At 65.2% G+C, this 12,856-nt stretch carries 12 protein-coding genes; 4 read left to right on the plus strand and 8 right to left on the minus strand.

The genetic code is table 11. From position 1 onward, the window contains the following. Positions 1-114 precede the first annotated feature (114 nt). Positions 115-1,881, minus strand: coding sequence for a sensor domain-containing phosphodiesterase (locus tag ICJ04_RS06890; protein WP_223203003.1), 1,767 nt, complete (start codon positions 1,879-1,881; stop codon positions 115-117). Between the two features lie 394 nt (positions 1,882-2,275). Between ICJ04_RS06890 and ICJ04_RS06895 the strand changes: the two genes are divergently transcribed. Further along, entirely contained in the window at positions 2,276-3,598 is a 1,323-nt protein-coding gene (locus ICJ04_RS06895) for an MFS transporter (RefSeq protein ID WP_188326778.1), read from the plus strand. Between the two features lie 305 nt (positions 3,599-3,903). Here the strand turns inward: ICJ04_RS06895 and ICJ04_RS06900 are convergent, their stop codons facing one another. Both ICJ04_RS06900 and ICJ04_RS06905 read right to left on the minus strand, forming a co-directional pair. Further along, positions 3,904-4,683 (minus strand): transporter, encoded by a 780-nt coding sequence (locus ICJ04_RS06900; RefSeq protein ID WP_188326779.1) that lies wholly within the window; start codon positions 4,681-4,683, stop codon positions 3,904-3,906. Between the two features lie 53 nt (positions 4,684-4,736). Continuing rightward, the gene (locus ICJ04_RS06905) at positions 4,737-4,970 is read right to left on the minus strand and encodes a DUF1653 domain-containing protein (RefSeq protein WP_188326780.1); all 234 of its coding nucleotides are present in this window, start codon (positions 4,968-4,970) and stop codon (positions 4,737-4,739) included. 471 nt (positions 4,971-5,441) lie between these two features. Here ICJ04_RS06905 and ICJ04_RS06910 point away from each other — a divergent pair, with 471 nt between their 5' ends. The 3 genes from ICJ04_RS06910 to ICJ04_RS06920 all read left to right on the plus strand — a co-directional run bounded on the left by ICJ04_RS06910 (position 5,442) and on the right by ICJ04_RS06920 (position 6,712). Then, positions 5,442-5,600, plus strand: a complete 159-nt coding sequence (locus tag ICJ04_RS06910; protein WP_188326781.1) for a hypothetical protein — start codon at positions 5,442-5,444, stop codon at positions 5,598-5,600. 164 nt (positions 5,601-5,764) lie between these two features. Next, positions 5,765-5,968 (plus strand): hypothetical protein, encoded by a 204-nt coding sequence (locus tag ICJ04_RS06915; protein ID WP_188326782.1) that lies wholly within the window; start codon positions 5,765-5,767, stop codon positions 5,966-5,968. Positions 5,969-6,118: 150 nt separating this feature from the next. Next, positions 6,119-6,712 carry a DUF3011 domain-containing protein gene (locus ICJ04_RS06920; RefSeq protein WP_188326783.1) on the plus strand — a complete coding sequence of 198 codons (594 nt, stop codon included), beginning with the start codon at positions 6,119-6,121 and terminating at the stop codon, positions 6,710-6,712. A gap of 137 nt (positions 6,713-6,849) precedes the next feature. Here ICJ04_RS06920 and dxs read toward each other — a convergent pair whose 3' ends face one another. From dxs to ICJ04_RS06945, 5 genes are all read right to left on the minus strand, one after another. Continuing rightward, positions 6,850-8,757, minus strand: coding sequence for a 1-deoxy-D-xylulose-5-phosphate synthase (gene dxs, locus ICJ04_RS06925; RefSeq protein WP_188327229.1), 1,908 nt, complete (start codon positions 8,755-8,757; stop codon positions 6,850-6,852). Between the two features lie 104 nt (positions 8,758-8,861). After that, positions 8,862-9,527, minus strand: coding sequence for an HNH endonuclease (locus ICJ04_RS06930; RefSeq protein ID WP_188326784.1), 666 nt, complete (start codon positions 9,525-9,527; stop codon positions 8,862-8,864). 121 nt (positions 9,528-9,648) lie between these two features. Further along, positions 9,649-11,436, minus strand: a complete 1,788-nt coding sequence (locus ICJ04_RS06935; RefSeq protein ID WP_188326785.1) for an acyl-CoA dehydrogenase C-terminal domain-containing protein — start codon at positions 11,434-11,436, stop codon at positions 9,649-9,651. A gap of 44 nt (positions 11,437-11,480) precedes the next feature. Continuing rightward, the gene (locus tag ICJ04_RS06940; RefSeq protein ID WP_188326786.1) at positions 11,481-11,957 is read right to left on the minus strand and encodes an LEA type 2 family protein; all 477 of its coding nucleotides are present in this window, start codon (positions 11,955-11,957) and stop codon (positions 11,481-11,483) included. Positions 11,958-12,131: 174 nt separating this feature from the next. Beyond that, positions 12,132-12,683, minus strand: coding sequence for a lipocalin family protein (locus tag ICJ04_RS06945; protein ID WP_188326787.1), 552 nt, complete (start codon positions 12,681-12,683; stop codon positions 12,132-12,134). Positions 12,684-12,856 lie beyond the last annotated feature (173 nt).

The following is a 12,856-nucleotide window of genomic DNA, read 5'->3' on the forward strand; positions in this document are numbered from 1 at the left end:
TGCGCTCGCCGAGCCATGCTCGGCGGACTTCGTCCGGCACCGCGATGTTGGACACAGGCCGCGCTTCGCGCTCGCCGAGCATGGCGCGGCGCTACCCGGTGAGCAGCGGGGGCGTTACCCGCCGATGCCCACCATCGTCGCCAGCTCATCAGCCGACAGGGGGGCGGCAAACAGGAATCCCTGCAGCTGGTCGCAGTGCAGGTCAGTCAGCACGTCCCGCTGCGCTGCGGTTTCCACGCCTTCGGCCACGGTCGTATAACCCAGGCCCTTGGCGAGCTCGATGATCGCCTTCGCCTTCAAACGTGCACCCGGATCATCCGCCAGGTGATCCACCAGCGACTTGTCCATCTTGATCGTGGAAATGGGCAGCCGTGAGAGATACCCGAAGTTGCTGTAGCCGCTACCGAAGTCATCAATTGCAATCCGCACGCCCACGCCCGCCAGGCGCGCCAACTGCTCGCCCGCAACGGTATTGGCTCGCAGCCATTCTCCCTCGGTAATCTCGATTTCCAACAGCGAAGGCGCCAGCTCACGCACGGCTAGTTTCTGCAGCAGCCGCTCGGCCATGCCCTCGGTGGACAGGTCCGACGCGGCCAGGTTGACCGACAGCGACAGCGACAGGCCGGCCAGCTGCCACGCCGCCAGCTGGTCCAGCGCTGCATCGACGACCCAGCCGCTGACTGCCGGCATCAGCGCCGTACGCTCGAAAACGGGAATGAACTCGGCCGGGCCTACCGGCCCCAGGCGGGGATGGTTCCAGCGGATCAGCGCTTCGGCCGAAACGATCTTCTGCGTGATCGCCTCCACGCGTGGCTGGAACAGCAGGTAGAACTCCTCGCGCCGCAGGCCGCGCTCCGCATCCGCTGCCAGACGGTAACCGCGCCGCAGCAGCTCATCGCGGCGCTCGGAGTACCAGCAGAAGTCCAGGCGCCCGGTGATGGCCGCCTGCAGGCTGACCAGCAGCTTGCGCAGCACATCGTTGCTGCTGTCCTTGGCCGGATCGAACGTGCAGATGCCGGCATGGAACTGCGGTGACATGGGCACGGCGGCGGCCATCACCGGGCGGGTGATGCGCTGCTTCAGTTCCAGCAGCAGCGTCTCTACATCCTCCGCCAACGGCTGATCGACCAGAAAAACAAAGCGGCTGGTGCCGACGTGGTAGATATCGGCGATGTCCTCCAGGGCGACGCGCAGGCGAACGCCGGAGCGGTGGATCATCGCCTCCAGCGGCGGCATGCCCAACGCCTGGCCTGCTTCTTCCAGCCGCGGTACATCCAGCACGTCCAGCAGCACGGCGTGCACGGGGCCCCGCGCACGCGATACCAGGCCGTCGTAATCAATATGGAACTGGTGCCGGTTGGGCAGGCCGCTGACCGGATCCTGCCGCCCGGACAGGCGCCGCAGCTCCAACTGGCTCATGGCCATGGCGGCGAGGGTCTTGAGGTGCTGGCGGTCGTCTTCGCTCAGCTCGCGCGGCTCGCGCGCCATCACGCAGATCGCGCCGATCGGCACCCCGTTCTTGGCCACCAGCGGGGCACCGGCATAGAAGCGCAGGTGCGGCGGACCGCACACCAGGCCGTTACCCGCAAAGCGGGGATCTGCGCGCAGGTCCGGCACTACCATGACGTCGGCAGCGGTGATGGTGTAGGAGCAGACAGACGAGCGGATATCGGTTCCGGGAATGTCCAGACCGACTTTGGAGATGAAGCGCTGGGAGTCCGTACCCACGATCGAAACGAACGCGACCGGCGCATTGAACGCGAATGCAGCGAGCTGCGTGATGCGGTCCAGCGATGCGCCCGCCGCCGCATCGAGCACCTGCAGGGCACCCACGGCGGCCATCCGTTCCTGGGTTTTCAGTTCCTCTGACATCGGCGTCATGGGTGGTGCAAGGCTCTTGGACTGCAATGAACGATTCGATAGTGCCGCACTGAGGGCAGAAGCGGCAGATGCAGGCGCACATCATCGGCAAGCCGGCTAAATCGTTCAGTGCACAGACGTGGTGCAGAGGCAGATCGCATGTTTCGCTGCAGCATCCCGCCACCCCCGGTCACGTCCCGGTGCCATGCGCACAGCGTGCACCCTGCGACATCAACGCCGCGTCACGCCGATAGTCCAGATCAGAAAGTGCTGCGTATTCAGGGGCTTCACCGGACAGGTGTTATTGACGTGAGGTAAGGTACCGCGTTGCCTGCGCTCACCTGTGTCGTTTGAAACGCCGTGTGACGTGGGCCGAAAGGACCATCTGTTTTTCATCCGAGGGCATGATCCACCCATGAGCAATTCCCCCATCCCCCTGGCGCCCGGTGCTCTCCGGCGCTCGGTATCCAATACCCTGAAAGGCTCTGCCGGCAATCTGGTCGAGTGGTACGACGTTTACGTCTACTCGGTGTTTGCCAAGTATTTCGAATCCCAGTTCTTCTCGGCCGACGACAAGAACTCCAACATGTACATCTGGGGCATCTTTGCCGCGACCTTCCTGATGCGCCCGATCGGTGCGTGGTATTTCGGTCGTTTCGCCGACCGTTACGGCCGCCGGCTTGCGCTCACCGTGTCGGTCAGCGTGATGGCTGCCTGTTCGTTCCTGATCGCCATCGCGCCTACGGCGGCCTCCATCGGCATCTGGGCGGCGGTGATCCTGTTGTTTGCCCGCCTGCTGCAGGGCTTCGCCACCGGCGGCGAATACGGCGCCAGTGCGACGTACATGTCCGAGGCGGCCGTTCCCGGCTGGCGCGGTTTCCTGTCCTCCTTCCATTACGTCACCCTGGTCGGCGGCCATGTGCTCGCACAGGCGGTACTGCTGGTGATGCTGCTGTCCTGGGACGCGACGCACGTGTCTGAATGGGGCTGGCGTGTGGCCTTCGGTATCGGCGGCATCGGCGCGCTGGTCGTGTTCTGGCTGCGACGCACGATGGACGAATCGCTGAGCGCGGAATCGATCGAAGCAGCGAAGGACGGCAAGGCAAAGGCCACGGGCTCCATGCGTGAGCTGTTCGTCAACCAGTGGCGTCCGCTGCTGTTGTGCTTCCTGATCACGGCCGGCGGTACGGTGGCGTTCTACACCTACACCATCAATGGCCCGAAGATGATCCAGACCGCTTTCGCTGGCGATGACGTGATCACCGGTACGCTGATCAACCTGGGCGTGCTGACGTTCCTGATGCTGCTGCAGCCACTGGGCGGGCTGTTGTCCGACCGGATCGGCCGCAAGAGCCTGCTGGTGTTCTTCGGCATCGGTGGCGTGCTCTACACCTGGTACCTGATCACGGCACTGCCGCAGCAGACTTCGGCCCTGTCGGCGTTCCTGATCCTGGCCACCGGCTTTGTCATCCTGACCGGTTACACCTCGATCAACGCCGTGGTGAAGGCCGAGTTGTTCCCGGCACACATCCGTGCGCTGGGCGTCGGCCTGGGTTATGCACTGGCCAACTCGTTGTTCGGTGGCACCGCGCCGCTGCTGTACCAGGGCGCGCTCGCGACGGGCCGCGTGGATGAATTCATCATCTACATCACGGCGGTCATTGCCGTGTCGTTGGTGGTCTATATCTTCTTCCTGAAGAACAAGGGCCCGAACTGGCTGGATGGCACACGCAGCTGACCGCGCTGAGCCAGCAATGATGAAATGAGAAGGGCCCGTGCAGCGATGCGCGGGTCCTTTTTCATGGTGCGGAGCGGACAGGTGTGGCTCGTCGATGCTGACGCGCCCTGCACGCGGCGTGCACCTTGCGGATGCTGCCACTCACGCACTCTGGGAATGTCCTTCACCTGATCGGAGCCACATGAATACTCCCGGCAAGCCCAAGCCCTCGTGGCGTCAGGGCCGCTACCTCTGGGTCGCCTTTGCAGTCGTACTGGTGATCGTGTTCATCACCATGTTCAATCCCTGGTAACGCGCGGTCTCCTTCAGTCGAAGTAGACCGCCAGCCCCACGCCTGCCTGCAGATCCGGGCTGTCAGCGTCCAGACCGGCATCGAGTGACGCATCCAGCTGGATGCGTTCGCTCCACAGGAAGGTGACACCGCCGCCCGCGACCGATTCATTGGGCTCGCCACGCGTATGAGTGAAACCCGCTTCAATGAAAGCTGACCAGCGCGGCCCCAAGGCCAGCGACAGGCTGGGTGACCATACCGTTGAGCGCTGTCCGTCGCCACGACTATGGCTGACATACAGATCGCTGGTCAGATCCTCAGTGAAATCATGTTCCCAGCTACCGGCGAGCGCGTACTGCCTGCCCTCACTGAACGCGGCATCCCCGCGTGCCAGGGTCGCAGACGCCAGCACGGCAAAGCGGTCGTTCTCGGTGCGCAGTGGGGCGAGCCACTTCAGTGCGATCTGGGTATCGCCGGTACCACGCTCACGAAGACTCGGTTCCGCCGGTGCACGCATGCGCTCGCGTTGCCAGGGTGACCCCGACAGTTGCAGTTCCAGTCGCGGCGCCAGGCCCGTGCGCAGGGTGACGTCGCTGCCGAACTGTTCGCTGCGGACGCCGTCGCGATCGGTATCGCGCGTGTAGGACGGCAGGCCCAGTTCCAGTGCCATGGCGCCACGCGGCACGATACCGGTCCCCAGCCCGAGACCCGGACGATCAAACGCGGGGACGTCCTCATCGTCTGCCTGTTGCGCGGCGGCGGTGCCGCTCAGCAGCAGGCCCAGCAAGGAGGCGACGAACAGGGGAGTGCGCATGGGATGTCCTGCAGGAACGGTGCGCGGATGATGCGACCGCCGCGATAGCCGGGTCAATCGACCAGGCGGGCAAAGCGGGGCTGCGGACCCTCTGCGCCGGCGATCGTTTCGACGAACATGTCGTACGGGCGTACCCACAGACCGCCTTCGCCGTACAGGGCGCGATACAACACCATCGGCTGCAGCGACTCGCTGCTGCGCACGACGTCGACCACCTCATAGAGGCCGCCCTTGAAATGACGGTAGCGCCCCGGTGTCAGGTGAGGCAGGGCGGGGAGGTCGGACATGGCGGCACCGGTCAACGGGGAAGAAGAACCGGGATTGTTCAACGGCCCGGTCGCCACGTCCACTGCGGTTGCAGCGCGGGTCAGAACACCGTGGCGCGCAGCAGCTCTTCGACCAGGACCAGATAGCTGGCGACGAAGTAGAACTTGATCAAGGACGGACGTTGAGCGAAGTAGGTGCGCATGTGGAAGGGGCCCCCTGTGGTGTACGCAGTGTGAAATAAAACACCAGTGCGTGACAAGCATCACGTAGCGTTCACGGTGAACGGACTCAGGGATGTGATTTCCCGGCAGGGCGGGCCTTTCAGACCGGACCGATGGGGTAGGGGAAGGCCGGCACCTAGCATCTGCTCAACGGCTGGGCTGTCGTCATCAGCCTTGACCCGACCCTCACCCACCTGCCAGGAGCTCCCGCATGGTCATCGTCGTAGAAAAGGTCGAACGCCGCTGGCGTGTCGTCCACCCCAGCATCCCTTGCACCAGGATTTCGCCAGCGGCAGAGATGCATTCGACGTGGCGGCTGCACTGGCCCGCTCCTGCCACCGTGAGGGTGGCCAGGATGTCGTGGTGCGTGTCGAAGCGTTCCAGGCGGGCGTGGAGGCGCTGCGTATCAGTGGCAGTGGCCGCGCCTGAAAATCAGAAAACCCTGATGGAGTCCGAGACAGACATCCCCTAGTCTCGGTGGTTGGCGGGGGCCATTGGTGCCAGGCACAGGGCAGGACGGCGAGGGCAGCGCGAAGGCTTCCCTCCCGTGCCGTATGTCGTGGCATCCCGTTTGCTCATGGAGAGAGACCGACATGTTGATCCGCGTCCAGAACGAGCAGCGCCACTGGCGCGTGCTCCATCCCCAGAAGACTGAAACCGTTTCGTTCCACGAAGGCACGGCCGCGTTCGACTTCGCCGATGCGCTTGCGCGCGATCTGCACGCACGTACCGGCCAGGCCTGCGCGGTACGCGTGGAGACCCCCGACAGTTACGTTGACACCGTCCGCTACGGCTGAAATCGCAGTGCAGCGTGAGGCAGGCGTGCCCCAAGGCTGAACAGGGCGTAGGGGTAGTACAACTGAGGCTGACCGGTTCCGCCCGTGGAGGCTTTGCGTCGGGCTGAACTTGCGCCATGCTCGGCCTACCGATCGATCAGGACGCTTCACATGACCCAGGAACTGTCTTCCTCACGCCGCCCCGTGGCCTCCTTGTGGGCGATCTGCCTGCCGCTGCTGGTCGGTGCCGGCATCGCCGGCACGGCACACGCGCAGTATCGTGACAACGATCGCTACGCGGAGGATCGGTATGGCAACAGCAACACCACCATCCGCTGCGAATCGGTGAAAAACCGCAACAAGGAATGCCGACTCGACGGCCGTGCACGGCTGGTACGCCAGCTGTCCGGCGCGGCCTGCGTTGAAGGGCGGAGCTGGGGCCAGTCGCGCGGCGGCGTGTGGGTCAGCAATGGGTGCCGTGCAGAGTTCGTTGGCGAGCGGGGACGTCCCTCACGCCCGGGCCACGGCGGCGGCAACTGGGGCGGCGGCAATGGCAATGGTAACGGCTGGGGCTCGGCAGGGCAGGTGATCGACTGCGACTCGAATGATCGCCGCCAGCGCCGCTGCAACGTCACCATCCGGCAGGACGCGCGCCTGATCAAGCAGAAATCCGGTACCGCCTGCATCGAAGGGCAAAGCTGGGGCTGGGATCGCAACGGTGTGTGGGTCAGCAACGGCTGCCGCGGCCAGTTCCAGGTCCGCTGAGCCAGCGGATACAGGGGCCCGCCGAGCATGGCTCGGCGCTACGGACTGCGTGACGATCCATCGAAATGCGTGTAGCGCCGAGCCATGCTCGGCGGGGCCACGCGACACGCCACCGACCCGGGGTCGGCGCTACCCGATCAGCCTGCCGCGCTCAGCGGCGTACTGCCCGCCGCCAACGTCGGCCAGCGCTTGAGCACCGCCGCCCGGATCCCGGCGGCATCGATGCCGGCTTCGCCCAGCAGATCTTCGCGGCTGGCGTGATGCTGGAAGGCATCCGGCAGCCCGAGGTGCAGGAACGGCTTCAGCACCTCTTCTGTGCTGAGCAGCTCAGCCACGGCAGACCCGGCACCACCGGCCACCACGTTGTCTTCGATGGTCACGAAGCCCTCGTGGCGCGCAGCCAGCTGCAGAAGCAGATCGCGGTCCAGCGGCTTGATGAAGCGCATGTTGACCACCGTCAGGCCCAGTGCGCGGCCGACGGCCTCGGCATCGTTGACCGTGCTGCCGAAGGCCAGCAGCGCGATCCGGCTGCCCTCCACGCGGACCTCGCCCTTGCCGATCGGCAGGGTGGACAGATCGGTGCCGGCGGCCACGCCGGTGCCACTGCCGCGCGGGTAACGCACGGCGGCGGGGCCCGTGTGCTGCAGGCCCGTGCTCAGCATCTGCCGGCATTCGGCTTCGTTGGACGGCGCCATCACCACCATGTTCGGCACGCAGCGCAGGAAGCTCAGGTCCAGGTTGCCGGCATGCGTGGCACCGTCCGGACCCACTACGCCGGCGCGATCGATGGCGAACAGCACGTCAAGGTTCTGGATCGCCACGTCATGCACCAGTTGGTCATAGGCGCGCTGCAGGAAGGTGGAATAGATCGCCACCACCGGCTTGGCGCCCTGCGTAGCCATGCCGGCTGCGAGTGTCACCGCGTGTTGTTCGGCGATCGCTACGTCGTTGTAGCGGTCGGGATACTCACGGCTGAAACGCACCAGGCCGGAGCCCTCGCGCATCGCCGGCGTGATGGCGTGCAGGCGCGGCTCTGCGGCGGCGGCATCGCACAGCCAGTCGCCGAAGACATCGGTGTAGGTGGGCTTCTTCGCGCCGCCCTTGGCCACCAGGCCCTTGATCGGATCGAACGGGCCCACTGCGTGGTAACCGATCTGGTCACCCTCGGCCGGCTCGTAGCCCTTGCCTTTGGTGGTCAGCACGTGCAGCAGCTTGGGGCCCTTCAGCGTGCGCAGGGTCTTCAGCGTGGACAGCAGCGCTGGCATGTCATGGCCATCGATGGGGCCGGTGTAATGGAAGCCCATCTCTTCGAACATCGTGGACGGCACGAACATGCCTTTCCAGTGTTCTTCCCAGCGTTTGACGAAGCGCGCGGGATTGTTGCGTTTGTCGCCGAGGATCTTCTTGCCGCCTTCGCGCAGGGCATTGAGCGTGCGGCTGCCCGTTGCGCGGCCAAGCACTTTGGTCAGTCCGCCCACGGCTTCGGAGATCGACATATTGTTGTCGTTGAGGATCACCAGCAGGTTCGGCTCCGGTTCCATGCCGCCGGCGTGCATCAGGGCCTCGAAGGCCATGCCTGCCGTCATCGCGCCATCGCCGATCACAGCCACCACGCGGCGATCATCGCCTTCACGCTGGCGGGCGATCGCCATGCCGAGCGCGGCCGAAATCGAGGTCGACGAATGGCCGACGCCAAAGGTGTCGTACTCGCTCTCTTCGCGCTTGGGGAACGGAGCGACGCCGTCTTTCTGCTTTACCGTATGGATCTCATCGCGCCGTCCGGTCAGGATCTTGTGCGGATAGGTCTGGTGGCCCACGTCCCATACCAACTGGTCGTGCGGCGTCTGATAGAGGTAATGCAGGGCGACAGTGAGCTCGATCACGCCCAGGCCGGCGGCGAAATGCCCCCCGCTGCGGCCTACCGATTCGATCAGATAGGCGCGCAGTTCGTCGGCGACCGCCCTCAGTTCGGATTCTTCGAACGTGCGCAGGTCATCCGGTGTCTGGATGCGCGAGAGACGGGGATAGCGGGCAGAGTCGATCATCATGTTCGTACTTGTGCTGACCGTCTATTTTCGCGCTCATTCCAAGGTGGAGCAAGCAGACGCCGACATCCGTGATCGCCCAGTGAGTTCTGATGCCTGCCGGTTCACGCCGAGAGCTTGGATTTCTTCGGCAGCTGCGCTTTCAGGAAGGCCATCTGATCGGCCAGGATATTGCGGTTGGACAGGATCAGGTGTTCGATCCAGCTCGGCCGGAAAGGCACGGCCAGCAAGGGCATGCCCGCTTGCTGCGGGGTGCGGTTGCTCTTGCGCGAGTTGCAATGGAAGCAGGCGGTGACCACGTTTTCCCAGACATCCAGGCCGCCCTTGGACAGCGGCATCACATGGTCGCGGGTGAGAACCGGACGTGAATGCTGTTGCCCGCAGTACAGGCAAAGATGGGCATCACGCGCGAACAGCGCGGCATTGGTGAGGTTGGGCGTGGGAGCGGGCGACCGCGAACGCGCGTGCCCGCGGGTGGCGATGATGGGGTGCAGGTCCATCCCGCTGCGCAGGCCGCTGAGCCGGTTGACGCCGCCGTGAATGTGCAGGCAGGGGTCGCCCAGCGTCCACGACACCGCACCGCGGGCATACAGGCACGACGCGTCCTGCCAGTTGATCCAGTCCAGGACCCGGCCGTGGGCATCAAGGGAAAGCAGGCGGACGGTGCCGGGGCGATGCAGTGCGCTGGCGAGCGGCGATGACCCGGCCTCCGGAGCGGATGAGGCAGCTCCGGTAGTGATCAGACCCAGGCGTGTAGTGTCTGTCTCCATCGGAATAACAGCTTATACCCGAAAGATGACGCTTTGTGTAACAGCCCCCCGCACGGTCATGACGGCCGCTGCGCTCGCCGAGCATGGCTCGGCGCTACCGGGTAGTGACGGCCGCTGGCCGTCAGCCGAAGCGCGCGTCGTCCATCGCCATCAGCGTGTCGGCGCCGGCCTGGATCGCGGCGGCGTGGGCCAGGGTGCGTGGCAGCACGCGCGCGAAGTAGAAACGTGCCGTTTCGCGCTTGGCCTGCTTGAACGCAGCGCTCTGTGCGCTGGCATCAGCGGCGGCCACGCTGCGGGCCCACCAGTAAGCCAGCACCACATACCCGGAGTAGAACAGGTAGTCGTGGCTGGCTGCGCCGAGTTCGTCGGGATTGCCGGCCGCACGCTGCAGGACGTCCATCGTCAATGCGCCCCACTCACTGGCCTTCGCGCGCAGCGGTGCGATGAACTCCGCCAACGCGTCATCCCCTTGGTGCGCCTGCGCGAAGGTTTCAATTTCCGCCAGGAACAGTTTCAGGCCTGCGCCCTGGCTGGAGGCGGTCTTGCGGCCGATCAGGTCCAAGGCCTGGATACCGGTCGTGCCTTCATACAGCGTGGTGATGCGGGCATCGCGGGCCAACTGCTCCATGCCGTGTTCGCGGATATAGCCGTGGCCGCCGAAGCACTGCAGGGCGTTGTACGTATTCTCGATGCCCCATTCGGTCTGGCATGCCTTCGAAATGGGAGTCAGGAAGCTCACCAGCGTGTCGGCACGCTCGCGCTCGGCGGGGTCCTGCGCGCCGTGGGCGATGTCGATCAACGTGCCGGCATGCAGCGCCAGCAGGCGGCTGCCTTCCAGCAGCGACTTGATGGTCAGCAGCATGCGGCGCACATCGGGGTGCACGATGATCGGATCAGCCGGCTTGTCCGGGAACTTCGCGCCGCTCAGCGAGCGCGACTGCAGCCGCTCACGCGAATACTTCAGCGCATTCTGATACGCGCGCTCGGACAGGCCGATACCCTGCAGGCCCACACCCAGGCGCGCGGTGTTCATCATGGTGAACATTGCCTGCAGGCCCTTGTGCGGCTGGCCGACGAGATACCCCTCGGCGCCGTCGAAGTTCATCACGCAGGTGACCGAGCCCTTGATGCCCATCTTGTGTTCGATCGAGCCACACCGCAGCGCGTTGCGTTCGCCGACCTGGCCCTCGCGGTCGACCTTGAACTTGGGCGTCACGAACAACGAAATGCCCTTCGCGCCGGCCGGTGCGCCGGGCAGCTTGGCCAGCACCAGGTGCACGATGTTGTCGGTCAGGTCGTGCTCGCCGGCGGTGATGAAGATCTTGGTGCCGGTGATCGCGTAGCTGCCATCCGGATTCGGCTCGGCCTTGGTCTTCAGCAGGCCCAGGTCGGTGCCGCAGTGGGGTTCGGTCAGGCACATGGTGCCGGTCCAGCGGCCTTCGATCAGCGGCTTCAGGAACGCTTCGTGCTGCCACGGTTCGCCATGGTGCTTCAGCGCCTCGATCGCACCGTGCGACAGCAGCGGGAAATTGCCCCAGGCCAGGTTGGCCGCGTTGATCATTTCATTGAGCGGGACCCCCAGCGTATGCGGCAGACCTTGTCCGCCAACGTCGGGCGACGCGGTCAGGCCTGTCCACCCGCCCTCGACGAACTGGTCGTACGCCTGCTTGAAGCCCGGCGGCGTGGTGACTTCACCGCTTGCCTGGTCGAGCACGCAGCCCACCTCGTCGCCGACGCTGTTCAAGCGCGCCAGCACCGAGCCACTGAAGCGGCCTGCCTCTTCGAGTACGGCATCCACCACGTCGGCGGTGGCATCACTGAAGCCCAGGCGGGCGAACAGTGCCTCCACCTTGAGCACGTCATGCAGGGCGAAGCGCAGGTCGGAAAGCGGTGCGGTATAGCTGCTCATCGTGAAGCGTCTCGATCAGGGGCGGGGGGCAGGGAAGGCGGGAATCAGCGCAGCACGCCGGGCAGGCCCGGTGCGGGGTTGAGGGTGCTGCGGTTGTTGATCTGGAACGTGCGCTGCTTTTTCTCTTCCGGCGTGGCTGAGACCGATCCTTCCAACGTGTAGGAAAGGGTGTGGTTGCCGGCCAGTGCATCGGCCACCATCAGGCGCGCCTGTGCAGCGGGCTGTACCTGCAGTTCGATCACGTCGGCCGATGTGCCGCCGATGGACACGCCGGGTTTGGCGCTGAGCGTCCCGGCGTCGGCGTCGCCGACCGAAAGCTTCAGTTCCACGTCATCGAAGTGCATCGGCATCGAGCTGAAGTTCTGCAGGCGCAGCGCGATCTTCCAGCTCCCGTCGGCATTGACGGTGAGCTGCTGCAGGCGCGTGGCGGGTTCGGAAACGCGCTTCACCACGCCCTCGCCGCAGGCGGTCAGGGCGAGCAGGGAAAGCAGAATCAGGGCAGTACGGAAGCGGCGGAACATGGGCGCAGGTCCTCGCGGAAGAGAGTGCGTGGGAAGGAAGATACTACGGCGTATGGTGCCGTGCACAGGGCTTCGGCTGAACGCCAATCCTAATCGGTACGCACGACGACGGGGCCAGCGCCCTCTGCAGTGCCGCAAGCGGTATCCGGCCCCTGGATCGTCGTGGCGAGCCCGTTATTCGATGGGCGCCAACACCCGCAGTGGCGCCAGGTCGTAGCCCATCGATTCGGCACGTGCCTTCAGGGCGTCCAACTGCGCCCGCGGCATGCTTGGCGAGCGCGAAAGGATCCACAGGTATTTGCGATCCGGCTCGCCGACCACCGCCCACTGGTAGTCCGGGTCCAGCGCGATCACCCAGTAATCCGCCCATACCAGCGGTACCCACGACAGCCAGTCTGGCGCAAAGCGCACCTGCAGCTGTCCGGGCTCGCCGGTGACCGGGCGCGCCACGCCCTCGGCCTGCAGCCGGCTGCCATCTTCCACGCGGCAGCCGTTCAGCACGCTGATGCGCCCGTCGCTGCGCAGGCTGTAGGTCGCGGTGATGTCACCCACGCACTTTTTCTGGAACGACACGGGCAGGTGCGCGATCTCATGCCACTGGCCGGCATAGCGGTCGATATCCAGCGCTGCAACCGAGCGCACCGGCTCGGCAGCGTAAGCGCTCACGGTGAGGCACAGCAGCGCAGCGGATGCCAGCAGGCGGGGCAGGGCATGACGATTTTTCATGGTGGGGGCCCAAGGTCGTAGGGGTCGATCTTAGCCATGCCGGCAGCTCCACCGATGTGAAGTGCGCGATCCGCCTCCGCCCCGGATGTGCCATGCTCCGGCCGTCGCTACCGACAAAGGGAATGCCGTAATGAGCAAGGGTATGAACCAGAAGAAAGACCAGAAGAAGAAGC

This window comes from Stenotrophomonas sp. 169 (genome assembly GCF_014621775.1).
In the GTDB taxonomy this organism is placed as follows: domain Bacteria; phylum Pseudomonadota; class Gammaproteobacteria; order Xanthomonadales; family Xanthomonadaceae; genus Stenotrophomonas.